21 protein-coding genes are annotated in these 23,999 nt (G+C 64.3%); 10 read left to right on the top strand and 11 right to left on the bottom strand.

The window, feature by feature from the left end; translation table 11 throughout:
- Window positions 1-37: 37 nt before the first annotated feature.
- Together ATY02_RS34740 and ATY02_RS34735 are read left to right on the top strand one after the other, a co-directional pair.
- Window positions 38-1,171 carry a TIGR03364 family FAD-dependent oxidoreductase gene (locus ATY02_RS34740; protein ID WP_068575445.1) on the top strand — a complete coding sequence of 378 codons (1,134 nt, stop codon included), beginning with the start codon at window positions 38-40 and terminating at the stop codon, window positions 1,169-1,171.
- Window positions 1,171-1,728, top strand: coding sequence for a phosphonate degradation HD-domain oxygenase (locus tag ATY02_RS34735; protein ID WP_068575446.1), 558 nt, complete (start codon window positions 1,171-1,173; stop codon window positions 1,726-1,728). The genes ATY02_RS34740 and ATY02_RS34735 overlap by 1 nt, the downstream gene beginning before the upstream one ends.
- A gap of 102 nt (window positions 1,729-1,830) precedes the next feature.
- Here ATY02_RS34735 and ATY02_RS34730 read toward each other — a convergent pair whose 3' ends face one another.
- Window positions 1,831-3,207, bottom strand: a complete 1,377-nt coding sequence (locus ATY02_RS34730) for a GTPase/DUF3482 domain-containing protein (RefSeq protein WP_068575447.1) — start codon at window positions 3,205-3,207, stop codon at window positions 1,831-1,833.
- Window positions 3,200-4,579 (bottom strand): DUF2868 domain-containing protein, encoded by a 1,380-nt coding sequence (locus tag ATY02_RS34725; protein WP_068575448.1) that lies wholly within the window; start codon window positions 4,577-4,579, stop codon window positions 3,200-3,202. The genes ATY02_RS34730 and ATY02_RS34725 overlap by 8 nt, the downstream gene beginning before the upstream one ends.
- Before the next feature lie 120 nt (window positions 4,580-4,699).
- Here ATY02_RS34725 and ATY02_RS34720 point away from each other — a divergent pair, with 120 nt between their 5' ends.
- Window positions 4,700-5,212, top strand: a complete 513-nt coding sequence (locus ATY02_RS34720; RefSeq protein WP_068575487.1) for a dihydrofolate reductase — start codon at window positions 4,700-4,702, stop codon at window positions 5,210-5,212.
- A gap of 119 nt (window positions 5,213-5,331) precedes the next feature.
- Here ATY02_RS34720 and ATY02_RS34715 read toward each other — a convergent pair whose 3' ends face one another.
- Entirely contained in the window at window positions 5,332-6,723 is a 1,392-nt protein-coding gene (locus ATY02_RS34715; protein ID WP_022641662.1) for an L-cystine transporter, read from the bottom strand.
- Between the two features lie 240 nt (window positions 6,724-6,963).
- Between ATY02_RS34715 and ATY02_RS34710 the strand changes: the two genes are divergently transcribed.
- The 4 genes from ATY02_RS34710 to ATY02_RS34695 all read left to right on the top strand — a co-directional run bounded on the left by ATY02_RS34710 (window position 6,964) and on the right by ATY02_RS34695 (window position 11,972).
- Window positions 6,964-8,019, top strand: coding sequence for a phosphorylcholine phosphatase (locus tag ATY02_RS34710; RefSeq protein ID WP_068575449.1), 1,056 nt, complete (start codon window positions 6,964-6,966; stop codon window positions 8,017-8,019).
- Between the two features lie 207 nt (window positions 8,020-8,226).
- Window positions 8,227-9,627, top strand: a complete 1,401-nt coding sequence (locus ATY02_RS34705) for an MBOAT family O-acyltransferase (protein WP_068575450.1) — start codon at window positions 8,227-8,229, stop codon at window positions 9,625-9,627.
- On the top strand, window positions 9,614-10,747 hold the full coding sequence (locus ATY02_RS34700) for a DUF459 domain-containing protein (RefSeq protein ID WP_068575451.1): 1,134 nt from the start codon (window positions 9,614-9,616) through the stop codon (window positions 10,745-10,747). The genes ATY02_RS34705 and ATY02_RS34700 overlap by 14 nt, the downstream gene beginning before the upstream one ends.
- A 1-nt stretch (window position 10,748) precedes the next feature.
- Window positions 10,749-11,972 (top strand): SGNH/GDSL hydrolase family protein, encoded by a 1,224-nt coding sequence (locus tag ATY02_RS34695; protein ID WP_068575452.1) that lies wholly within the window; start codon window positions 10,749-10,751, stop codon window positions 11,970-11,972.
- Between the two features lie 67 nt (window positions 11,973-12,039).
- Here ATY02_RS34695 and ilvD read toward each other — a convergent pair whose 3' ends face one another.
- A complete protein-coding gene (gene ilvD, locus ATY02_RS34690) occupies window positions 12,040-13,881 on the bottom strand; it encodes a dihydroxy-acid dehydratase (RefSeq protein ID WP_068575453.1) in 1,842 nt (613 codons plus the stop codon).
- Between the two features lie 300 nt (window positions 13,882-14,181).
- Here ilvD and ATY02_RS34685 point away from each other — a divergent pair, with 300 nt between their 5' ends.
- On the top strand, window positions 14,182-14,760 hold the full coding sequence (locus ATY02_RS34685) for a hypothetical protein (protein WP_068575454.1): 579 nt from the start codon (window positions 14,182-14,184) through the stop codon (window positions 14,758-14,760).
- Here the strand turns inward: ATY02_RS34685 and ATY02_RS34680 are convergent.
- Window positions 14,729-15,922, bottom strand: a complete 1,194-nt coding sequence (locus ATY02_RS34680; RefSeq protein ID WP_068575455.1) for an MFS transporter — start codon at window positions 15,920-15,922, stop codon at window positions 14,729-14,731. The two genes, ATY02_RS34685 and ATY02_RS34680, sit on opposite strands and share 32 nt — an antisense overlap.
- 108 nt (window positions 15,923-16,030) lie before the next feature.
- A complete protein-coding gene (locus tag ATY02_RS34675) occupies window positions 16,031-17,227 on the bottom strand; it encodes a class I SAM-dependent rRNA methyltransferase (RefSeq protein WP_068575456.1) in 1,197 nt (398 codons plus the stop codon).
- A 214-nt stretch (window positions 17,228-17,441) separates the two neighbouring features.
- Here ATY02_RS34675 and ATY02_RS34670 point away from each other — a divergent pair, with 214 nt between their 5' ends.
- A complete protein-coding gene (locus ATY02_RS34670) occupies window positions 17,442-18,254 on the top strand; it encodes an HDOD domain-containing protein (protein WP_164487358.1) in 813 nt (270 codons plus the stop codon).
- Window positions 18,254-19,066, top strand: coding sequence for a bifunctional DNA-formamidopyrimidine glycosylase/DNA-(apurinic or apyrimidinic site) lyase (mutM, locus tag ATY02_RS34665; RefSeq protein WP_068575458.1), 813 nt, complete (start codon window positions 18,254-18,256; stop codon window positions 19,064-19,066). Before ATY02_RS34670 ends, mutM begins: the two co-directional genes overlap by 1 nt.
- A gap of 73 nt (window positions 19,067-19,139) precedes the next feature.
- Here the strand turns inward: mutM and ATY02_RS34660 are convergent, their stop codons facing one another.
- From ATY02_RS34660 to ATY02_RS34640, 5 genes are all read right to left on the bottom strand, one after another.
- Window positions 19,140-19,391 (bottom strand): YfhL family 4Fe-4S dicluster ferredoxin, encoded by a 252-nt coding sequence (locus tag ATY02_RS34660; protein ID WP_011064042.1) that lies wholly within the window; start codon window positions 19,389-19,391, stop codon window positions 19,140-19,142.
- 133 nt (window positions 19,392-19,524) lie between these two features.
- The gene (coaD, locus tag ATY02_RS34655) at window positions 19,525-20,004 is read right to left on the bottom strand and encodes a pantetheine-phosphate adenylyltransferase (RefSeq protein ID WP_007953414.1); all 480 of its coding nucleotides are present in this window, start codon (window positions 20,002-20,004) and stop codon (window positions 19,525-19,527) included.
- A 115-nt stretch (window positions 20,005-20,119) separates the two neighbouring features.
- Complete coding sequence (locus ATY02_RS34650; protein WP_068575459.1) at window positions 20,120-21,715, bottom strand: GMC family oxidoreductase; 1,596 nt, start codon at window positions 21,713-21,715, stop codon at window positions 20,120-20,122.
- 87 nt (window positions 21,716-21,802) lie between these two features.
- Window positions 21,803-22,348 carry a twin-arginine translocation pathway signal protein gene (locus tag ATY02_RS34645; RefSeq protein WP_068575460.1) on the bottom strand — a complete coding sequence of 182 codons (546 nt, stop codon included), beginning with the start codon at window positions 22,346-22,348 and terminating at the stop codon, window positions 21,803-21,805.
- Between the two features lie 81 nt (window positions 22,349-22,429).
- Window positions 22,430-23,860, bottom strand: a complete 1,431-nt coding sequence (locus tag ATY02_RS34640) for a coniferyl aldehyde dehydrogenase (RefSeq protein ID WP_068575461.1) — start codon at window positions 23,858-23,860, stop codon at window positions 22,430-22,432.
- Window positions 23,861-23,999: the final 139 nt, after the last annotated feature.

Here is a 23,999-nt window from a genome sequence, read left to right as displayed (position 1 = left end):
GAGCTTGCTCCCTCGCCATAACCAACGAGACATGAACATGACCAACCACAGCGATCTGCTGATCGTCGGCGCCGGCATCCTGGGCCTGTCCCACGCCTATGCGGCGGCCAAGCGCGGTTTGCGGGTGCACGTATTCGAGCGCAGCGCGACGCCCCAGGGGGCGTCGGTGCGCAACTTCGGCCAGGCCCTGGTGACCGGCCAGCCGCCGGGCACCATGCTGGATCTGGCCAGGGCCAGCCGTGAGATCTGGGCCGACTGGCAGCAACTGGCCGGGCTGCAGCTCAAGCGCAATGGTTCCTACCTGTTCGCCCGTACGGAGGCCGAGGAGCAACTGCTGGAAGCCTTTTGCGCCGGGCGCGCGCGGGAGCATGGCTATCGGGTCGAACTGTTGCAGGGGGCGGCGCTCAACGATTTGTACGGCGGCCAGTTCCGTCATCACCGCGCTGCCTTGCACGGTCTGGACGACCAGCAGCTGTATTCGCGCGAAGCACTGCCGATGCTGATCGACTACCTGCGCCGGGATTTGGGCGTGCAGTTCCACTTTTCGACCCTGGTGCGCGATATCGAGCCAGGCCTGCTGCGCAGCACCGCCGGGACCTTCCAGGCACCGCGCATCCTGCTGTGCTCGGGGCATGACTACCAGACCCTGCTGGCCGAACAGATCGCCGCCCTGCAGCCGCAGATCTGCCGCCTGCAAATGTTGCGCGCCCGGCCCCAGGTCAACCTGAACCTTCAGCATGCCCTGCTCACCGGCCTGAGTTGCGTGCACTACGGCGCCTTCGCTGACCTGCCCGAGGCGGAGGCGGTACAGGCGCAGATCCTGCGCGAGGCTGCGCATCTGCATGAGCACGGTATCCACCTGCTGATCAGCCCGACGCCTTATGGCGAGCTGATCATCGGCGACTCCCACGATTACGGCAGCGATCCGTCGCCTTTCAACAGCGAACAGGTGGACAGCTGGCTGCTGGAGCTGGCCGAACAGACCCTGGGCTGCAAGGTCCAGGTGGTGGAGCGTTGGCAGGGTGTCTATGGCGCCCGTGGGCCGGGGCCGTTTTCATTCCTGCAAGCGATGCCCGGGGTGCATGCGGCGTTGATGCACACCGGCGTCGGCATGAGCGTCGGCCCGGCGCTGGCCGAGCGCAACATCGCCCAGTTGCTGGAGGAAGCCTGATGGACCGCGAACGGGCGATCGCCGAGGTCTTCGGCCTGTACGAGCGTTTTGGCGACCATGACTACATCGGCGAGCCAATCTCACAGATCGAGCATATGTCCCAGGCCGCGCAGCTGGCCTTGGCCGAAGGGCACGACGATGAAGTGGTACTGGCGGCGTTCTTCCACGATATCGGGCATATCTGCCAGCAAGATGCCGAGAACATGGGCGGTTTTGGCGTGGTCAGCCATGAACGGCTGGGGGCCGACTACCTGCGCCGGGCCGGTTTCAGCGAGCGTATGGCGAAACTGGTGGAGTACCACGTGCAGGCCAAGCGCTACCTGACCTTCAAGGAGCCGGGGTATTTCCAGCGCCTGAGCGAGGCCAGTCGTCGCACCCTGGAGTACCAGGGCGGGGTGATGACGGCCGAGGAAGCCACGGCATTCGAGCAGGACCCGCTGTGTGCGCTGAGCCTGTGCCTGCGCCAGTGGGACGAACAGGCCAAGCAGCAGTGGGTGCCGGTGATGGACCTGCAGATCCTCAAGGACAAGGCCGCAGCCCTGCTGCAACCCCTGTAGCCGCTGTCGAGCCTGCGACAAGGCCGCCAGGCCTTCAGCGATCTTGCAGCCGCCGTGGCCCTGCGGGCCATGCGCAGCCTGCGGCAGCGGCTACACGCAGGATTACAGGTCCTGGGCCAGGATTTCGATCTGCTCCTGGCGTTCGGCCTGCTCCAGGCGCTTGCCGGGGTTGAGGGACGACCACTGCGGGTGGGCCCGGGCTTTGTCCAGGGCTTGCGGCAGCTTGCCCTCGCGCCAGCTTTTATCCTCGAGGGTGGCCAGTTGGATGCTCTCCAGCGCTGCGTGCCCGCGCAGGTCCAGGGCCTGCACCAGCTGTTTCTGACGCAGGGCCAGCAGGCGTAGCACGCTATCGTCCACGGTCAGTTCGCGCTGGCCCTTGAGCTTGCCCAGCAGGCGGTTGCCGTAGCTGCGGGCGGTTTGCAGGGCGCCGCCGGCGATGGCCCCGGCGATGGCCGCCGCGCCCAGGGTCAGGCCACCCACCAGCAGGTCCACTCCGGCCCCGGCCGCCGCGCCAGCGGCGACCCCACTCCCGACCCGGACACCCAGCTGCTTGAGGGTTTCAGGATTGAACAAGTCATCGCCCCAGCGCCCGTCCAGCAATGGCAGGTCGCTGGCGCAGGCATCCTGGGGACGGAAGGCGTACAGCTTGAGCAAGGCCTCGACGCAGCGCTGCTCGCGCTGGCGTACGTCCTGGCGCAGGGTGGCGACGGCCTGGCGCTCCTGCTCGGCGTCGCTGGCCACGCTGCGCCGGCATGCCGCGCAATCCACCAGCAGCTCGGCGATCAGCCGTGCTGCGCTGTGGCGGCGTGCCAGGCGCTGGGCCTGCTGGTCGTCGATCAACCGCTGCAGCGCCGGGCGGGCCTGTTCGAGCAGCAGCCCGAGGCTTTCGTACAAGCGCCGTTCGCCGTCTTCCGGCGGGGCCACGCTGTCAAACCGCACCAAGGCGTGCAGCCCCAGGCGGGCCAGGGCTTCGCGCCAGTCAGCTTCGCGCTGGGTGGCGCTGCTGACGAAGTTCAGCACCGGCAACAGCGGTTTGCCGCAACCGGCCAGCACTTCCAGTTCGTCGCGGTACTTGGCCAGGACCGGTTCCCGGGCATCGATCACATAGAGCCCGGCATCCGAGGCCAGCAGCTGGCGCAGGACCTTGGCTTCCTGCTCGAAGCGCTGGCGCGCCTCGCTGCCATCGAGAAAGCGGGCCAGGCGCGCCGGGCCATCCAGGCGCTCGCCGGGCCGCTCCAAGCGTTCCAGGTAGTCCAGCAGGGCGATGGCGTCTTCCAGGCCCGGGGTGTCATAGAGCTCCAGCAGCGGCTGGCCATCCACCGACAGCCGCGCGCCTTCCACATGGCGAGTGGTGCTGGGGCGATGGGATACCTCGCCAAACTCCACATCCCGGGTCAGGGTGCGCAGCAGCGAGGTCTTGCCGACGTTGGTGTGGCCGACCACCGCCAGTGTCAGCGGCCGGGTGCGGGTATCAGTCATGGCCGGTCTCCAGCCAGTTGAAGGGCGCGCAGTCGGCGAACGGCAGTTGCAGTCGCTCCAGGGCGGCGTGCCAGTCGCCCAGGCGATCGGCGTCCAGGGCCTGGCCGGCTGGGGCCTGCAGCAACCAGATGCGGGTGGCGCCGGCATTGCGGGCCAGTTCGGCGATCAACCCCAGGCTACCGCGGTCGGGGGAGCGCCGAGGGTCGCAGGCGATCAGCAGGCGGGCAGGGGGGAAGCGGCTCATCTGCTCCAGCAGGCGGTGGCGCGATTCGCGGTTGTCGAGGATCCCGGCGTCCTTGACCGCTTCGGGCAACTGCGGCGGCCAGCTGCGTTGGTCGTCCAATTCGATGGCCACCAGCAAGGCACCGCTGCTGTCCAGGCTGCTGCTGCCGCCGGCGATCTGATGCAGGTGTTCTGGCGCCAGGTCGTTGACCCCCAGGCGTTCGCTGCTGGGCATCAGGCGCTCGCGCAGCTGGGCGTAGCCGGGCAGCTTGAGGTCCAGTTGCAGGCGGGCCCGGCCGTGGACCCAGCGCCAGCGGCAAAGCAGCATCAGCACCAGGCGCGGCAGCACGCCGTAGATCACCAGCGACGCCACCAGCCACACCGCCCAGGACTGGCGCACCAGTTCGGTGTTGTAGACGTCCCGGGTACTGGCCTGGATCATTTCCACGGTCGGTACGCCGAAGCCCAGGGCCCGTGGGCCGGCACTCAGGAAGTTGGTGATCGAGACGAAGGCGTCGGCCCCCAGCAGGGTGCTCTCCCAGACGAAGTCGTAGCGATGGGTAATCAGTTGCGCCAGCAGCATGCTCATGGCGCTGAGCAGGGCCAGCAGCCACAGGCCGTGGACCAGGGTGCCCAGGGCCCAGCGGTTGAGCTTGTGGCGTTGCAGCAGGAGCAGCAACGCCGGCGGCAACTGGGCGGCCTTGGCATCGCGCGAGCATTTTTCACTGAGCCACAGCCACAGGCGGCCCAGCCCGGAATCGTGGCCGCCGAACAGCAGCAACCCGGCCAGCCAGCCCAGCAGCAGGAGCAGGTTGATCCCCAGCAGGCTGCCCAGGGCCCAGAACACATTCACCGGCTCCCGGGTGTTGCCCAGGGCGCTGAAAGCCAGACCGGCTCCGCTGAGGACCGCCAGCACCGCCAGGACCAGGAAGGCCAGGCGTGCCCCTTGCCACCAGTGCAGCAGCGCGCTGTCCAAGCCGTCGCGCCGGGCCAGCCACAGGGCCCGGGCCTGGATCCGGCTGGCCAGGTCGCCACCCTGTTGCCGGGCCACGCGGTTGGCTTCCTGGTCATCCAGGGGGCCGGCGTGTTCCTCGCGCAGGCGCACGGTTTCGGTCAGCCACAGTCGTTGCAGGGGAGTCATTGCAGTCACGCGTCATTCCATCGCTCAAGAGTGCGCTGAGCATAACTGCTGCAGCGTTGGTCGGGTTAGATCGCCGGGATTCGCCGTGGGGCGGGAACAGATCCCCGGCCCTCTGGTATGCTCGCCGGCATGAAAAAATCACTCCCTCTGAGCCTGATCGCGGCACTCGCTGAAAACCGCGTGATCGGCATCGACAACAGCATGCCCTGGCACCTGCCGGGGGATTTCAAATACTTCAAGGCCACGACCCTGGGCAAGCCGATCATCATGGGGCGCAAGACCTGGGACTCCCTTGGCCGGCCGTTGCCCGGGCGATTGAACATCGTGGTCAGTCGTCAGACCGATCTGGCGCTCGAAGGTGCCGAGGTGTACCCGTCGCTGGAAGCTGCGGTGGCGCGTGCCGAGCAATGGGCCCTGGAACAGGGCGCCAGCGAGCTGATGCTGATTGGTGGCGCGCAGCTTTACACCCAGGGCCTGGAACAGGCGGATCGCCTGTACCTGACGCGAGTGGCCTTGAGCCCGCAAGGGGATGCGTGGTTCCCAGAGTTCGATGAACAGCGCTGGAAGCTGGTGTCCGACCTGCCCAGCCCGGCGGAAGGCGACAAGCCGGCCTACAGCTTCGAAGTCTGGGAACGAGCCTGAGTTGTAGCCGCTGCCGAGCCTGCGAGGCCGCGTAAAGGTCCGCAGGACCTTCAGCGATTTCGATGTCCCCGTGGCCCTGCGGGCCATGCGCAGCCTGCGGCAGCGGCTACACGGAGCCGTCAGGCGTGGGCCAGGTCTTCGTGCTCGTCGGCGTCCAGCAGGGCCTTGTCGGTCTGTCCCATCGCCTGGCTGGTGATGGCGCCGGCGGTCATCGAGCCGCTGACGTTCAGCGCGGTACGTCCCATGTCGATCAGCGGCTCCACCGAGATCAGCAGGGCCACCAGGGATACCGGCAGGCCCATGGCCGGCAGTACGATCAGCGCGGCGAAGGTCGCGCCGCCGCCGACGCCGGCCACACCGGCCGAACTCAAGGTCACGATGGCCACCAGGGTGGCGATCCACAGCGGGTCCAGCGGATTGATGCCTACAGTCGGGGCGACCATCACCGCCAGCATGGCCGGATACAGGCCGGCGCAGCCGTTCTGGCCGATGGTGGCGCCGAACGAAGCAGCGAAGCTGGCGATGGACTGCGGGATGCCCAGGCGCCGGGTCTGCGCCTCGATGCTCAAGGGAATGCTCGCGGCGCTGGAGCGGCTGGTGAAGGCGAAGGTCAGCACCGGCCAGACCTTGCGGAAGAAGCGCAGCGGGTTGATCCCGGCCAGGGCGACCAGCAGGCCGTGGACCACGAACATCAGGCCCAGGCCGATATACGACACCACCACGAAGCTGCCCAGCTTGATGATGTCCTGCAGGTTGGAGCCCGCCACCACCTTGGTCATCAAGGCCAGCACGCCGTAGGGCGTGAGCTTCATCACCAGGCGCACCAGGCGCATCACCCAGGCTTGCAGGGTGTCGATGGCATTGAGCACCTTCTGGCCTTTATCGGCGTCGTCCTTGAACAGTTGCAATGCTGCAACGCCCAGGAACGCCGCGAAGATCACCACGCTGATGATCGAGGTCGGCTTGGCCCGGGCCAGGTCGGCGAAGGGGTTCTGCGGGATGAACGACAGCAGCAATTGCGGCACGTTGAGGTCGGCGACCTTGCCGGCGTAGTCGCTCTGGATCACTTGCAGGCGAGCCAGTTCCTGGGTGCCGGCCACCAGCCCTTCGGCGCTCAGGCCGAACAGGTTGGTCAGGCCGATGCCGATCAGGGCCGCGATGGCCGTGGTGAACAGCAGGGTGCCGATGGTCAGGAAGCTGATCTTGCCCAGGGACGAGGCATTGTGCAGGCGGGCCACGGCGCTGAGGATCGAGGCGAACACCAGCGGGATCACGATCATTTGCAGCAATTGCACGTAGCCGTTGCCCACCAGGTCGAACCAGCCGATGGAGGCCTTGAGGACCGGGTTGCCGGCACCGTAGATGCTGTGCAGGGCGATACCGAACACCACGCCCAGCACCAGTGCCAGCAGGACCTTCTTGGCCAGGCTCCAGGTGGTGTGGCGGGTTTGTGCCAGGCCCAGCAGCAGGGCCAGGAACACCAGCAGGTTGAGGATCAGCGGCAGATTCATTGGGGCTCCGGTAAACATGTGCCAATCGCGGCTCGGGGCGATTGCGAACCGGCAAGCCTAACAGCTTGAAATCTATTGAATTAATAACGATATCGCATGGCGACCGTCGTTTTTGGAATAAGCCGGTGACGCTATAGCACATGGGGTTGGCGCTCATGGGACACGAAAAGTCGCGCACAGACGAGAACTGTCACAAGGATTTGTTAGCGTCGATGACTTTCACCCAGGGAGAAATCGCCGATGAAATTCGCACCCAAACTGCTCGCCGCCGCCCTTTGCCTGGGCCTCGCCGGCCAGGTTTTCGCCACCGAGTTGAAACACTGGCCGCAAGAACAGGCCAAGCAGTTGGAGGCGATGATCGCAGCCAACGCCAACAAGGGTAACTACGCGGTGTTCGACATGGACAACACCAGTTACCGCTACGACCTGGAAGAGTCCTTGCTGCCCTACCTGGAAAACAAGGGCCTGATCACCCGCGACACCCTCGACCCGTCGCTGAAGCTGATCCCGTTCAAGGACACCGCCGAGCACAAGGAGAGCCTGTTCAGCTACTACTACCGGCTCTGCGAGATCGACGACATGGTCTGCTACCCCTGGGTCGCCCAGGTATTTGCAGGTTTCACCCTCAAGGAACTCAAGGGCCATGTGGACGAATTGATGGCCTCCGGCAAGCCGGTATCGAGCACCTACTACGACGGCGATGTGGTCAAGACCATCGAGGTCAACCCGCCCAAGGTCTTCACTGGCCAGGCCGAGCTGTACAACAAGCTGATGGAGAACGGCATCGAGGTCTACGTGATGACCGCCGCTTCCGAGGAGCTGGTGCGCATGGTCGCCGCGGACCCCAAGTACGGCTACAACGTCAAGCCGCAGAACGTCATCGGCGTCACTACCCTGCTCAAGGACCGCAAGACCGGCGCCCTGACCACCGCCCGCAAGCAGATCGCCGAGGGCAAGTATGACGAGAAGGCCAACCTGGGCCTGGAACTGACGCCCTACCTGTGGACTCCGGCTACCTGGATGGCCGGCAAGCACGCGGCGATCATGACCTACATCGATGAATGGAAGAAGCCGGTGCTGGTAGGCGGCGATACCCCCACCAGCGATGGCTACATGCTGTTCCACGATGTGGACGTGGCCAAGGGCGGCATCCACCTGTGGGTCAATCGCAAGGACAAGTACATGACCCAGCTCAACGGCATGATCGCCAAGCATGCCGCTGCACAGGCCAAGGAAGGGCTGGCGGTGACTGCCGACAAGAACTGGGTAATCGTCAAGCCCGAAGATATCCAGTAAGGCGCTGTGCGCCGGGGAGAAAGGTTTTCACCGGCGCTTTCTCCCGCGGCCCATCCGCACTGCCGCCAGGGCCGCAGAGCCCTGGAAGGGCGAGTGTTTCAACTTGTGACAGGCAAAGCCCCTCTGCCATAATCGCGCCCGTTTGTACTCTCCCGCCTGCTCTCCCTGTGCCGGGTTCGCCCCCGTCTGCACGTAATGGACTACGTTGTGAGCTATCTCTCGATCGAATTCGGCCTCTGCTTCATCCTGTTCTTCATGCTGTACTGGAGCCTGGGCTTCAGTCTGCGCTTGCAGAACGTCCTGCTGCTGGCCGCCAGCTACGCCATCCTGGCCAGCTTCAGCCTGAACTTCCTCTATATCCTGCTGGGCTATACCGCCCTGGTGTACCTGCTGGGCCTGCTCAGCCAGCGTTACCCTGGACGCGGCTGGGTCAACGGATTGATGTTGTTGCTGGTGCTGGGAGCCTTCTACCTGTTCAAGTACCAGGATTTCTTCACCAGTAGCGTGCAGGGCGTCTTCGCTCAGTTCGGCGTGGAAGTATCCCTGCCGTTGCTGGAGGTGCTGCTGCCCGTGGGGTTGTCGTTCTATGCCTTCCACTCGGTCAGCTACCTGGTGTCGATCAACCGGCGCGAGCTGACGCCTGGCTCGCCCTTCGACCTGGCGCTGTACCTGGCCTTTTTCCCCAGCCTGGTAGCCGGCCCGGTCAATCGGGCGGTGCCAATGCTGGGGCAGATCAATCCGCCACAGCTGCGCCAGGTGCTGGAGCCGCAACGGGCGCTGGGCCTGATCGCGGTGGCGGTGGTCAAGCTGTTCTTCCTCAGCTCGTGGTTGGCCAACGAATGGGTCGACCCGGTATTCGAAAGCCCCGTGGCCTATTCCGCCGAGCAGATCCTGCGGGCGGTCTATGGTTACTCGTTCCTGATCTATTTCAACTTCAGCGGCTATACCGACCTGGTGACCGGTATCGCCCTGCTGCTGGGGTTCCGCCTGCCTGAGAACTTCAACTACCCCTATGCGGCGCGCAACCTCAAGGAATTCTGGGGGCGTTGGCACATCAGTCTGTCGACCTTCATCCGCGACTATGTGTACATCCCGCTGGGAGGTAACCGTGGCCCGGTCTGGCGCGGCAACCTGAACATGCTGCTGGCCATGCTGATCTCCGGCCTGTGGCATGGCGCCAGTGCCAACTTCATTATCTGGGGGGCACTGCATGGCGTCGGCCTGGCGCTGTACAAACTGTGCAGCCCATTGCTGGCGCGGGGTCCGGCCTGGGTCCGGTCCGACCTGCTGGCTCGCCTGCTGACCTTCCACTATGTGGCGCTGGCCTGGATCTTCTTCCGCTGCGCGACCCTGCCCGATGCCCTGGACATGCTTGGTGGCCTGGGCGGCCTGTCCCTGGCGGGGTTGGCCGGCAGTGCCTTGTCGCTGGTGGGCTGCCTGCTGTTCGTGGCCTTCTACCCGCGGATCGTAGCGCTGCTGCGCCGCCTGTTCGATGCGGCCACCCGCTTGCCATGGCTGCTGTATCCAGTGCCGTTGGGGCTGTTTATCTGCGTGGTCATTTTCGCCTCACCGTCGGGCGTGCCGGGGTTCATCTATGCCAGTTTCTAACCGTTCGTCCCTGTCGAAAGGCTTTGGCAGTGCGGCCAAGGTGCTCTATGCCCTGGTGGTGACCAGCGTGCTGCTGGTGTGGTTCAACCAGCAGTCGATCCGTCTTTACTGCCAGCAGAAATACCATGAAGCCTGTGAGATTCCAGGCTTGTCACAGAATCCGCAGTGGCGCTTTGGCGCGCAGCTCAACCAGGCCCTGGAAAACGCCCGGGTGGCCTTCGTCGACAGTTTTGCCGTGCAGGGCGAGGTGAACCTGGTAGCCCAGGCCCAGGCCGCTGTGGAGGTAGAGCCCGAGCCAGTCGCGCCAGTCGTCACGCCGCCTGCTCCGGCGCACCAGGCTCCGGTGGCCAGCGCTCACCCGAGTCCGCCGCAACTGGCCGTCGCGGCTGCGCAGCCGGTGGTCGCGGCGCCTGCGGCCAGGCATATGGCCGAGCCCGGGCAACCGGTGACGGCGCCGCTAATGGCCAGCCTCGGCAGCGGCGACGAAGTGTTCTTCGTCGGGGACTCGTTGATGCAAGGCGTGGCGCCCCACATGGCCAACACCTTGCGCAAGCGCTACAACGTCAAGAGCCTGAACCTGAGCAAGCAGAGTACCGGCCTTGCCTACCCGAGCTTTTTCAACTGGCCCAAGACCGTCGAGAACACCCTGGCCGGCAATCCCAATATCCGCCTGATGGTGATTTTCCTGGGGCCCAACGACCCCTGGGACATGCCTGTGGTCAAGGGCAAGCCATTCCTGCGTTTCAAGACGCCGGACTGGGAACAGACCTATCGCCAGCGCATCGATTCGATCCTCGACACCGCCCAGGCGCATAATGTGCAGGTGATTTGGGTCGGTCCGCCGAACATGGAGAAAGCCAAGCTGTCTACGGCAATGGCTTACCTGAGCGATCTGTACAAGAGCCAGATCGAGCAGTACCACCAGCACTTCGTTTCGGCCAACGAGATTCTCGGCTACCGCAACGACGAGTTTTCCTACTACCGCACCACCGCCGATGGCCAGAAGGTCAAGACCCGGGTCGATGACGGTATTCACTTCACACCCACTGGGCAGAAGCTGATCGCTGAGCGTGTGATCTCGATGATCAATTTTCCCAGTCAACAATTAACGGAGCATTGATATGGGGCGACTGCAAGGTATTGCGCTGTTGCTGGGCATCACCTTGCTGAGCAGTTGCAGCCCGACCACCGAGGTCCAGGCCACTCCTGCCTCGGCACTGGCCAAGTCTGGCCCGAGCCAGAAGAAGGTCGTGACCGCCGGCAGTGACCCGAACCTGGCACTGCTGGCGCGCAAGTTCAGTACTTCCAACCGCACGCCGATCAGCATCGTGCAACTGGGCGACTCGCATACCGCGGCCGACCTGTTCAGCGGTGAGATGCGACGCCTGCTGCAGGCACAATATGGTGATGGCGGCATTGGCTTCGTAGCGGCCACGCCGGTACCCGGGACCCGCTACGAGCGCGTGATCTTGAGCGCCGCCAAGCGCCAGTGGTCGCTGGTGTCGGCGCGCAACCAGCAGAGCACGCAGTTTCCCCTGGGTGGCTACCTGTCGCTGCCGATGACCCCGGGTGCCCGGGTGCACATCGCCGAGCGCGAGGCGAGCAACCAGCAATACCGCATCTCTGCGCTGTACCAGGCGGCCAGCAACAATACCCTGACCGCCCGGGACAACCTCAACAAGAGCAGCCGCATGCTGGCTGCCACTGGCGGGCAATGGCGCATGAGCCCTCCGTTCAACAACCTGACCCTGCCCCTGGACCTGAATGTGGCCAACAGCCAGGGCCTGGCCCTGGGTGGCTGGAACATCCTCGGACAGAAGAGCGCCGGGGTGATCTATTCCGCCCTGGGTATCAACGGCGCGCGCCTGGATGTGCTGGACAAGTGGCAGCCCGGCTGGCTGGAGGCCCTCAAGGCCCTGCGCCCGGACATGGTGGTGCTGGCCTATGGCACCAACGAGGCCTTCGATGACGATATCGATCTGCAGTTGTATCGCAGCCAGTTGCAGGAGAAGGTCGCGCTGTTGCGCAAGAACCTGCCCAAGACGGTGATCCTGCTGGTCGGCCCGCCGGACTCCATCAAGCGCCGCAATGCCGGTAGCTGTGCAGCCTCGCAACCTCAGCCACTGCGCCAGATCATCCAGATTCAGAAGGACGTGGCGAAAAACAGCCGCACGCTGTTCTGGGACTGGCAGGCGTTCATGGGCGGCGATTGCTCCATCAGTCGTTGGCAGGCCAGCGACCTGGCACGCAACGACCTGGTCCACCTGACCGCCGACGGCTATCGCAAGAGCGCCGACGGGTTGTATCGCTTCCTGCGCGCGCAGCTGGGCGAGCGCATGCCCTGAGCCTGCACTGGCGCAAGGTAAAAAAATGCCCCGCACATGGCGGGGCATTTTCATTTGCCGGTGGCGATCACAGGCTGTCGAGCAGGGCCTTGTTGCGGACCGCACCCTTGTCGGCGCTGGTGGCCAGCAGGGCATAGGCCTTCAGGGCGGTGGTCACCTTGCGTGGGCGAACTTCCGCAGGTTTCCAGCCTTTCTTGTCCTGTTCGACACGGCGGGCAGCCAGCTCCTCGTCGCTGACCAGCAGGTTGATCGAGCGGTTGGGGATGTCGATCAGCACCTTGTCGCCGTCCTGTACCAGGCCGATGGCGCCGCCAGCGGCAGCTTCCGGCGAAGCATGGCCGATGGACAGGCCCGAGGTGCCGCCCGAGAAGCGGCCGTCGGTGAGCAGGGCGCAGGCTTTGCCCAGGCCCTTGGACTTCAGGTAGGAGGTCGGATACAGCATCTCCTGCATGCCTGGGCCGCCCTTGGGACCTTCGTAGCGGATGATCACGATATCGCCTTCCTTCACCTCGTCGGCGAGGATGCCGCGTACCGCGCTGTCCTGGCTTTCGAAGATCTTGGCATTGCCTTCGAACACGTGGATCGACTCGTCGACGCCGGCGGTCTTCACTACGCAGCCGTCCAGGGCGATGTTGCCGTACAGCACGGCCAGGCCGCCTTCTTTCGAGTAAGCGTGTTCGAAACTGCGGATGCAGCCGTTTTCACGGTCGTCGTCCAGGGTTTCCCAACGGGTCGACTGGCTGAACGCCGTCTGGGTCGGGATGCCGGCAGGGCCTGCCTTGAAGAAGTGGTGCACCGCTTCATCGGTGGTCTGGGTGATGTCCCACTTGGCGATGGCTTCCTCCATGCTGCGGCTGTGCACGGTCGGCAGGTCGGTGTGCAGCAGGCCGCCACGGGCCAGCGAACCGAGGATGCTGAAGATGCCACCGGCACGGTGCACGTCTTCCATGTGGTACTTCTGGATGTTCGGCGCGACCTTGCACAGTTGCGGCACGCTGCGCGAGAGACGGTCGATGTCGCGCAGGTCGAAATCGATCTCGGCTTCCTGGGCGGCAGCCAGCAAGTGCAGGATGGTGTTGGTCGAACCGCCCATGGCGATGTCGAGCATCATCGCGTTTTCGAATGCCTTGAAGTTGGCGATGTTGCGCGGCAGCACGGATTCGTCGTTCTCACCGTAGTAACGCTGGCACAGCTCGACGATGGTGCGTCCGGCCTGCAGGAACAGCTGTTCGCGGTCGCTGTGGGTGGCCAGGGTCGAACCGTTGCCTGGCAGGGCGAGGCCGAGGGCCTCGGTCAGGCAGTTCATGGAGTTGGCGGTGAACATGCCGGAGCACGAACCGCAGGTCGGGCAGGCGCTGCGCTCGTACTCCGCGACCTTCTCGTCAGAAGCGCTGGAGTCGGCGGCGATGACCATGGCGTCCACCAGGTCCAGGCCGTGGGAGGCGAGCTTGGTCTTGCCGGCTTCCATCGGCCCGCCGGACACGAAGATCACCGGGATGTTCAGGCGCAGGGCGGCCATCAGCATGCCGGGGGTGATCTTGTCGCAGTTGGAGATGCAGACGATGGCATCGGCGCAGTGGGCGTTGACCATGTACTCCACGGAGTCGGCGATGATCTCGCGGCTGGGCAGCGAGTACAGCATGCCGTCATGGCCCATGGCGATGCCGTCGTCCACGGCGATGGTATTGAATTCCTTGGCCACGCCACCGGCGCGTTCGATCTCGCGGGCGACCAGCTGGCCCAGGTCCTTCAGGTGCACGTGCCCCGGGACGAACTGGGTGAAGGAGTTGGCAATGGCGATGATCGGCTTCTTGAAGTCGGCATCTTTCATCCCCGTGGCGCGCCACAGGGCGCGGGCGCCGGCCATGTTGCGGCCGTGGGTGGACGTTTTCGAGCGGTAATCAGGCATGGAGCACTCCGGGCGGCTAATCAGGTGACAAATGGGGAGTGAGCTTCTATTGACCTCGGGAACACTCAGAAATGGCCGTGTGTCCGAAGCTGCCGATGACACCGCGGGATCGCCGCGAGACTCAGCCTGAGCTCATAAACCCGCCGGGGGATGACTGGCGATGAATCTGGCGATTCTACACCGCTGGCGTCAGGAAGGAATGCCGAGGCCACGGTGCGATATCGATTGCTCCCTAGGTCACCTGGGCCGAAGGATTGCTTTAGACTCGCGTTCCTTCGATCTGCCTCCAATGGAACTGGAATGCCCGCCCCCTTTCGATCCGTGAAGTTGTACCTGGCTGTTGGCGTGTTGCAGGGGGGCGTGCTGATGTGGCTGCTTCTCCATAGCGGCTGGACCTTTAGCGCCATGGCGGTGCTGGCCGCTGTCCTGTTGGCGGGCGGCACGACGCTGCAGCTTCAGGGCGAGCAATGGCGCCGGTTGCGCAGCGGGGTCGCCGTGCTGCTGGTGGGCCTGGTTGCGGCGGCACTGGCGCTCGCATGCCTGGCACTGCCTTCGACCATGCTGGTGGTCTATGGCGTCGGTGCTGCCTTGCTGCTGATCGCGCTCCTGGGCGCCACCCTGGCGCAGGGCGGGCCCCGGTTGGGACGCCGGCTGCTCGATAACGGCCTGTGGCTGCTACTGGCGCTGCCGTGGCCCTGGCTGGTCCAAAGGCTGTTCAAGGCGTGGCTTGCCTATCGGCACCTGGACCCTTTCAAGGATGGGCTCCTGTCACTGGCCTTCTTCACCGGCCCGCCCCTGGCGTTCTCGGTTGCGCTGTTTCTCGGCTACTCGTGGCGGGCCAGGGGATTCAGGCGCAGGCCCGCTGATTGTGCCGATTGACCAGGCTGTTCAGGGTCAGGGCGCTTGCACTCAATACCAGGAAGCACAAGCCCAGGGCCATGATCAGGTTGCTGGCGCTCAGATTGATGAACGCACTGATCAGGCCGCCACAGGTAAAGATGATCATGTTGCCGGCCGAAGCCGAGGTCCCCGCGTTCTGCGGGAACAGGCCCATGGCCCGGGACGTGGCGACCGGCCGGGTGATGGTTGTGCCGGCGGTGCAGACGATCATTGGCAGGAGCACCGTGATCGCACTCATGCTCGATTGCAGCAGAAACAGCATCAGTAGGCCGGACAGGGCGATCAGCAACAGTCCGGTGATGATCTGGGTGCTGGCCTGCATGTGCCGATTCATCACTCCCGCGGCAAAACCGCCCAGCACATAGGCCGCGCCGTACATCAACAGCGCCAGGGCGTATTGGTAGGGCGAGAGCTGCAACTGCTCCATGAAGATGATCGGCGAGATGACGATGAACGAGAAATGGCAGGCGAAGGCCAGGGCCGAGATCAGCCAGTAACCCACGAATCGCGGCTCCGAGCAGACCAGCCAGTAGGCGGCGAGAATGTTCCTGTGCCGGGATGACGCGGTGCCCGAAGTGTTCTCCAGCAGCAGGCAGGCTTTGAGGATCACCAGCAGGCCGATGGCGATGAAGACCTCGAAGCTGCCTTGCCAGCCCAGTTGCTCCTGCAACCAGGTGCCCAAGAGTGGCGAGAAGGAAATGAAGATCCCGCTGGCGGTGACCAGGGCGATGCGCAGGCGCTCCTGCTCCTTGCCCACGAACAGGTCCTGCACCAGCGCCTGGGACAGGACAAAACAGCCGCAGCCAATGGCCTGGATCACCCTGAAGAACAGGAACCACGGATATTCACTGGCCATGATGCAACCAGCGGCGCCGGCGATCGCCACGCTCATGCCCGCCAGCAGCAGCTTCTTGCGGCCCAGGGAGTCGGACAGCGGCCCGACCACCAAAAGGGAAAAGGACAGGCCGATGGCGAACAGGCTGACGGACAGCGCGATATCGGCGCTCGACGTCTGGAAGCGTTCGGCCAGGGCAGGGAAGGAGGGCAGGATGACGTCCAGGGGGAAGACGCCTAGCAGCGTCATGGTCATCAGCAGGATGATGGCCGGGGTCTTTTGCGCAGGTTTGGCAGCGTGGTCCATGGGGCGGCGAACTCGATCCTTGAGGTGGTTCCGAGGATCGAGTCGCGGCCCTGCAAAGTCAAACGCTATCGGCTGGCCGTTTCCCGGGGCAAGGGCCGGCCGGCGGCCTTAGCTGTTGGGCAGCAGGCGGCAGGTGATGCTCTTGATGTAGCGAGTCTCCGGGATGGCCGGATGCACCGGGTGGTCCGGGCCCTGGCCGCCACGCTCCAGGAACTGGATATTGCGGTCCAGGTGGCGGGCGCTGGTGAGCAGGATGTTCTGCAGGTCGTCCTCGGGCAGGTGCATCGAGCACGAGGCGCTGACCAGGATGCCGTCCTTGGTCAGCAGGCGCATGGCCTGTTCATTGAGGCGACGGTAGGCGCCTTCACCGTTCTTCAGGTCCTTCTTGCGCTTGATGAAGGCGGGAGGGTCGGCAACGATCACGTCGAAACGCTCTTCGGCGGCCTTGAGCTCCTTGAGGGCCTCGAACACATCGCCTTCGATGCAGGTGAGCTTGTCGGCGATGCCGTTCAGCGCGGCGTTGCGTTCCACGCCGTCCAGGGCGAAGCCCGAGGCATCGACGCAGAACACTTCACTGGCGCCGAATGCGCCAGCCTGCACGCCCCAGCCACCGATGTAGCTGAACAGGTCCAGCACGCGCTTGCCCTTGGCGTAGGGCGCCAGGCGCGCGCGGTTCATGCGGTGGTCGTAGAACCAGCCGGTCTTCTGGCCTTCCATCACCGGGGCTTCGAACTTCACGCCGTTCTCTTCCAGGGTGACCCACTCCGGCACCACGCCGAACACCGTGTCGACGTAGCGCTCCAGGCCCTCGGCATCACGGGCGGCGGAATCGTTCTTGAACAGGATGCCGCTGGGCTTGAGCACCTGGACCAGGGCGGCGATCACGTCGTCCTTGTGACGCTCCATGGTGGCCGAGGCCAGTTGCACCACGAGAATGTCGCCGAAGCGATCCACCACCAGGCCCGGCAGCAGGTCGGAATCGCCGTACACCAGGCGGTAGAAGGGTTTGTCGAACAGCCGCTCGCGCAGGGACAGGGCCACGTTCAGGCGATGGACCAGCAGCGACTTGTCCAGGGCCAACCGTACATCGCGCGACAGCAGGCGGGCGCAGATCAGGTTGTTGGGGCTCATGGCCACGATGCCCAGGGGCTTGCCACCGGCGGCTTCCAGCAGCGCCTGGTCGCCTGCCTTGAAGCCATGCAGAGGAGTGGCGGCTACATCGATCTCGTTGCTGTAGACCCACAGGTGGCCGGCGCGCAGGCGGCGATCGGCGTTGGCTTTGAGGCGCAGGCTTGGCAGGGACATGACGTCGCTCCGGAAAAAAGGGCGCGATTATACCCCTTCGGACGCATTCGGTGAGGGCCATTGGACCTGCGGCTAAATGTGCAAGGTAAAGTTCCTGCGGGTTTGCCCATCATTGCCGAGATAGGGGGTAGAATCGCCGCCTGACCCAGAGTGTGTACTTATGTCCCAAGAGCTATCAGCCGAACAGATTCAACAGGCCCTGCAAGGCATCAGCGTGCCGCCCCAGCCGCAGATCATGGTGGATCTGCAGATGGAGCAGTACATGCCCGATCCCGATCTGGAGGTGATCGCCAAGCTGATATCCCAGGACCCGGGGCTGTCCGGCGCGCTGCTGAAGATCGTCAATTCGCCGTACTACGGCCTGAGCAACAAGATCGCATCGATCCAGCGCGCGGTTAACCTCTTGGGCAGCCGCTCGATCATCAACCTGATCAACGCGCAGTCGATCAAGGGCGAGATGAGCGATGAAACCATCGTCACCCTCAACCGTTTCTGGGACACCGCCCAGGACGTGGCCATGACCTGCCTGACCCTGGCCAAGCGCACCGGCGCCCAGGCCGTGGACGAGGCCTATGCGCTGGGCCTGTTCCACGATTGCGGCGTGCCACTGATGCTCAAGCGCTTCCCCGACTACATGACGGTACTGGAAGAAGCCTACGGCAGCGCCGGCCCCGAGCGTCGGGTGGTGGATACCGAGAACCGTGCCTTCAACACCAATCATGCGGTGGTGGGCTACTACACAGCCAAGTCCTGGCGCCTGCCGGAACACGTGACCAACGCCATTGCCAACCATCACAACGCCCTGGCGATCTTCAGCGATGAGTCCTCGCGCAACAGCCAGCTGAAGAACCTGCTGGCGATCCTGAAGATGGCCGAGCACATCTGCGCTTCGCACCGGGTCCTGGGCAACCAGGTCGAAGACCACGAGTGGAACAGCATCGGCCACCTGATTCTCGATTATGTCGGCCTGTCGGATTACGACTTCGAGAACCTCAAGGAAACCGTGCGCGAACTGGGCGCCCACTGATGCCGGAATTACCGGAGGTAGAGACCACCCGCCGCGGGATCGCGCCGCACCTGGAGGGCCAGAAGGTCAGCCGGGTGATCGTGCGTGACCGGCGCCTGCGCTGGCCGATCCCTGAGGACCTGGACGTGCGCCTGTCCGGACAGCGTATCGTCCAGGTGGACCGACGGGCCAAGTACCTGCTGATCAATGCCGAGGTCGGGACCCTGATCAGCCACTTGGGCATGTCGGGCAACCTGCGTCTGGTGGAAGTCGGCCTGCCGGCGGCCAAGCATGAACACGTGGATATCGAGTTGGAGTCGGGCCTGGCGCTGCGCTACACCGATCCGCGGCGCTTTGGCGCCATGCTCTGGAGCCTCGATCCGTTGAACCACGAGCTGCTGGCGCGGCTGGGCCCGGAGCCACTGACCGACCTGTTCGACGGCGAACGCCTGTTCCAGCTGTCCCGTGGGCGCTCCATGGCAGTCAAGCCGTTCATCATGGACAACGCCGTGGTGGTGGGGGTGGGCAACATCTACGCCACCGAGGCGCTGTTCGCCGCAGGCATCGACCCACGTCGCGAGGCCAAGGGCATTTCCCGGGCGCGCTACTTGAAGCTGGCGATCGAGATCAAGCGGATCCTGGCGGCGGCGATCTTGCAGGGTGGTACCACCTTGCGCGACTTCATCGGCGGCGATGGCCAGCCCGGCTACTTCCAGCAGGAACTGTTCGTCTACGGGCGGGGCGGGGAGCACTGCAAGGTCTGCGGTACGGGATTGCGGGAAATCAAGCTGGGCCAGCGCGCCAGCGTCTACTGCCCACGCTGCCAGAGCTGATTCCTGCTTCACCTGGCAATATCCATCCAGTCGTGTATTGGCAAACACCGGGGCCGCCATGGCCCCAAACAGATCAGGCCTTGCCGGTGATCTTGCGGTATTTGGCCATCAGCTCTTCTTCGGTTTCCGGACGGGCCTCGTCCAGGGGAATGCAATCCACCGGGCACACTTGCTGGCACTGCGGTTCGTCATAGTGGCCGACGCACTGGGTGCACAGGTTCGGATCGATGACGTAGATTTCTTCGCCTTGGGAGATGGCCGCGTTAGGGCACTCGGGTTCGCAGACGTCGCAGTTGATGCAATCGTCGGTGATGATCAGGGACATGGGGTACTCCGGCCTGGGCGGCAGGCCCGGGCATGTAAAAACGAATGCGCGCAATTGTGCCGTATTGGCGCCCACAGTGCACGCGGGCGCGATGGCTGACAGCGAGCCGTGGCCCCTGGCGGGGCCCGGGGCGCTACTTCTTGAAGCGCAGGGTCAAGGCTTCGGCGACGGCCGGATGGACGAACTTGCTGATGTCACCGCCCAGGGCTGCGATTTCACGGACCAGCGTCGAGGAAATGAACGAATAGCGCTCGGACGGCGTGAGGAACAGGCTCTCCACGTCCGGGGCCAGTTGCCGGTTCATGTTGGCCAGCTGGAACTCATATTCGAAGTCCGAAACCGCCCGCAGGCCGCGCAGGAAGACATTGGCGTTCTGCTCCTTGGCGAAATGCGCCAGTAGCGTCGAGAAGCCGACGACTTCGACGTTGGGCAGATGCTTGGTCACCTCTCGCGCCAGCTCCACGCGCTGTTCCAGGGGGAAAAGCGGGTTTTTCTTGGGGCTGGCCGCAACAGCGATGATGACATGGTCGAACAGCCGCGAGGCGCGTTCGACCAGATCGCCGTGGCCCTTGGTAATAGGGTCGAAGGTACCTGGGTACAGCACTCGGTTCATCGCGTCGTCCTGGCGGGAATCCGTTGGGGAGTCGGATGGTATCGCAGCCTTTCCGGTCGGCCAAGTCGCCTTTTGGCTTACAAAGCACTATAGACGCCACGAATACCGAGTTCCTTCACGCCGATTTCAAGCGTTCCGCCAGGGCCGTGGCCAGTTGTGCGGTCAGGCCATAGACCGACAGTTGCGGGTTGGCGCCGATGCTGGTGGGAAACAGCGAGCCGTCGTGGACCGACAGGTTGCGCAGCTGGTGATGGCGACCCTGGCTGTCGGTGACTGCGGTTTTCGGGTCCTCGCCCATGGCACAGCCGCCCATCACGTGGGCACTGCCCAGGCGTGTGCGGTACAGGGCCAGGTCCAGGCCGTCGATCTGGGTGCGAACCTCGGCCAGAGTCTTGGCGAAGCGTGCGTCGCTGTGCAGCGGCTTGACGGCCTTGGCGCCACCGGCGAACTGGATCTCCGCCATGCTATGGAAGGCCCGGCGCAGGCCGTCCCAGGCGTAGGGCGAGACCTGGTAGTCGAGCACCGGGCTGCCATCACCGCGCAGTTCGACGTTGCCGCCGGTGCTATCGGGATGAAAGCCGTCCCGCAGCAGCGCCAGCATGGCGTGGGTGTGCGGCAGTTGCTCCATGGTCAGGCCGCTCTGGGGGCCGAAGCCGCCCAGCAGGGTACTGGCCAGGGCCGGTTGCAGAGGCGGTACCTCAAGCTTGTAGGACATCTTGCCGGTGGTGCCGTCCTGCCACTGGAAATGGTCGGAATAGATCGACTGGGGGGCGCCATAGAACGGGTTGATCACCTCGTCGAACTGTCCAGCGGAGAAATTCACCAGGTGCAGGAAGGTGCGCTTGCCCAGCCGCGAGTGCGGGTCCGGCGCATCGGAACGCAGCAGCAGGGCCGGGCTGTTGATGCCGCCACCGGCCAGCACATAGTGCTTGGCCTTGACGGTGATCTTGCGGCCGGTAGGGGCCACGCAGCGCTCGTCCATGGCCTGGCATTGCAGGCTGGTGATCTTGTCGCCGTTGATCTGCAGGCGGTCAGCACGGGCCAGGTACAGCAGCTCTCCGCCTTTTTCCAAGGTGGCGGGGATGGTGGTCACCAGCATCGATTGCTTGGCGTTGGTCGGGCAGCCCAGGCCGCAATAGCCCAGGTTCCAGCAACCACGCACGTTGCGCGGAATCACGTGCCAGCTGTAGCCCAGGGTTTCGCAGCCCTTGCGGATCACATCGTTGTTGGCATTGGGCGGCATGGCCCAGGGCGCGACGCCCAGGCGCTGCTCCATCTTCTCGAACCAGGGCGCCATCTCGGCCGAACTGTGGCCCACGACCCCGTGCTCGCGGGCCCAGTGCTCCAGGGTCGGATCGGGAGTGCGGAAGCTCGAGGTCCAGTTGATCAAGGTGGTGCCCCCGACGGCACGGCCCTGGAGAATGGTAATGGCGCCGTCTTTGCTCATGCGGCCGATGCCCTCCTGGTACAGGCTGGTGTAGGCCTGGTCCTCGAGCATCTTGAAGTCGTCGCTGGTCTTGAGCGGGCCCTCTTCGATCAGCAGCACCTTGTAGCCGGCGGCGCTGAGGATCTCGGCGGTAGTGCCGCCTCCCGCACCGCTGCCGACGATGGCGACGTCGGCTTCAAGCGTCAGGTCCTGCTCGAGTTGCGAGCCGTTGTAGGTTTTCCAGCCACGGTTCAGGCCTTCGCGGAACAGATCAGGTACGGGCATAGCGGGTGCTCTCTTATTATTGAGGTCGTGGCGCAAAGGTACTGGGGCCGCACATCTCCCTGATGCGACCGGTGGCGGCTGGCTGGATCAGATCCTGGGTGGTCCGGGGTAGCCGCAGTGCGCCCAGGATTCGGCGCGGGTATACCAGGCCATCATCACCAGCTGCAGCAACGAGGCGTGGCCCATGCGCAGCAGCGACAGGTAGCTGTTCTCCCAGCGCTTGAGGAAGTTGCGGATATCGTCTGCGCTGGCATTCTCCCAGCTGCCCCAGATCCCCGTCAGTGGCCCCCGGGTCACGGTCATGCCCAGCACGTCGAACAGCTGCTGGGTGAGCTTGAGCATTTCCGGCGACAGATGGTTGAGGGCGTTGTCCAGGTTTACCAGGGTAGCGTCGATGGCAGTGGACATCCTGTCCGCTGCCACGGCGCCTTCGAGCATCACCGGGATCAACGCCCTCAGAAACGGCAGTTCATTGTTGCGCAAGATGGCGAAACCGTTGGCCGGTGTGCTGGCGGTGCAGCCACTGAGGCTGGCACCCAGGCCGGCGGTGGCCAGGAAAGCACTGGCGCACAGGCCGATTTTCAGCAGGCCGCGCCGTGACAGCGCGGGTGTTTCGGTCAGGCTAGGGGTCATTGTTGTTATTACCCTGCGATCTACTGGTTGAGGTCTCTCGAAAAGCGACCGCGCTGGCAGCCGCTCTGCTTTCAACGGCTCCTAGCGGATGAACAGCTTCTGGATCAGCTTCTGGATCGATGTGCCATAGGGTGGATAGATCAGGCGAGCGGCGTTGAATCGCTGCTTGATGAATACCCCCTTGGCCTTGCTGAAGGTCAGGAAGCCTTCATGGCCATGGTAGTGCCCCATGCCGGAAGGGCCGATGCCGCCGAACGGCAGGTCGTCCTGGGTCACGTGCAACAAGGTGTCGTTCATGCAGGCGCCACCGGAATGGGTTTCGGTGAGCACGCGCTGCTGCTCGGCCTTGTCGTAGCCGAAGTAGTACAGCGCCAGGGGGCGAGGCCGTTCGGTGATATAGGCCAGGGCCTGGTCCAGGGTCTTGTAGGGCACCACGGGCAGGATCGGCCCGAAGATCTCATCCTGCATGACTGTCATGTCATCGGTGACATTGAGCAGCAGGCTGTGGGGCAGGCGGCGTTCCTGGCCCTGATCGAACAGCGACACCACCTGCGCGCCTTTGCTGGTGGCGTCGCTCAGGTAGCTGTTGAGCCGCGCCAACTGGCGCTGGTTGATGATGGCGGTGTAGTCGGGGTTGTCCGCCAGGGTCGGGAAGAAGCGGTTCACTACCTGGCGATAGGCCTCGACGAAGGCGTCCACGCGCTCCTCCGGCACCAGCACATAGTCCGGGGCGACGCAGGTCTGGCCCGCGTTCATGGTCTTGCCGAAAGCGATACGCTCGGCAGCATCCTTGAGCGGCACGGTATGGGAGACGATGGCCGGGGACTTGCCTCCCAGCTCCAGGGTCACCGGGGTCAGGTTTTCCGCCGCGGCACGCATCACATGCTTGCCGATGCTGGTGGCGCCGGTGAACAGCAGGTGGTCCAGGGGCAGCTTGGAAAAGGCCATGCCCACCTCCGCCTCGCCCAGGACCACGCACACCAGGTCTTCGGGGAAGATCCGCGCCAGCAGTTGCTTGAGCAGCAGGCCGGTGGCGGGGGTCGACTCGCTGAGCTTGAGCATGACCCGGTTGCCGGCGGCCAGGGCTCCGGTCAGTGGGCCCATGCACAGGAACAGGGGGTAGTTCCAGGGCACGATGACCCCCACCACGCCCAGCGGCTGGTAGATCACCTTGGCTGAAGCCGGCTGGAAGGCCAGGCCGACGGCGCGGCGGGAGGGTTTCATCCAGCCCTTCAGATGTTTGCGGGCATAGTGGATGCCATGCAGGCTGGGCATGATTTCTGCCACCAGGGTTTCATTGGCGCTGCGGTTGCTGAAGTCCTGGCTGATGGCGTCGACCAGCGCCTGGCGTTCATTGCTCAGCAGCTCCTGCAATGCCTTGAGCCATTGGTCGCGCTGGGCGGCAGGGGGCATCGGGTTGGCGGCATAGGCCCGGCGTTGGGCTTCGAACAGCTCCAGCAGCCCGTCCTGTTGCTGAAGGGAATCCTGTAGGTAGGCGATTTCGGCAGACATGACCGGGCTCCGGTTTTTGTGAGGTGGCTAGTTTTTTAGAGCTTATGCTCTAAATTGTCAATTACCATCCCGTGCCGGTCGCGATTTATCCCCAGGGGGAATAGGTCGTAAAATGCACCCAGTCTTCCGAATTAAAGCC

The organism is Pseudomonas sp. BIOMIG1BAC (assembly GCF_001705995.2).
Taxonomy (GTDB): Bacteria; Pseudomonadota; Gammaproteobacteria; order Pseudomonadales; family Pseudomonadaceae; genus Aquipseudomonas; species Aquipseudomonas sessilinigenes.
This window is presented reverse-complemented; position numbering and strand designations above follow the sequence as displayed.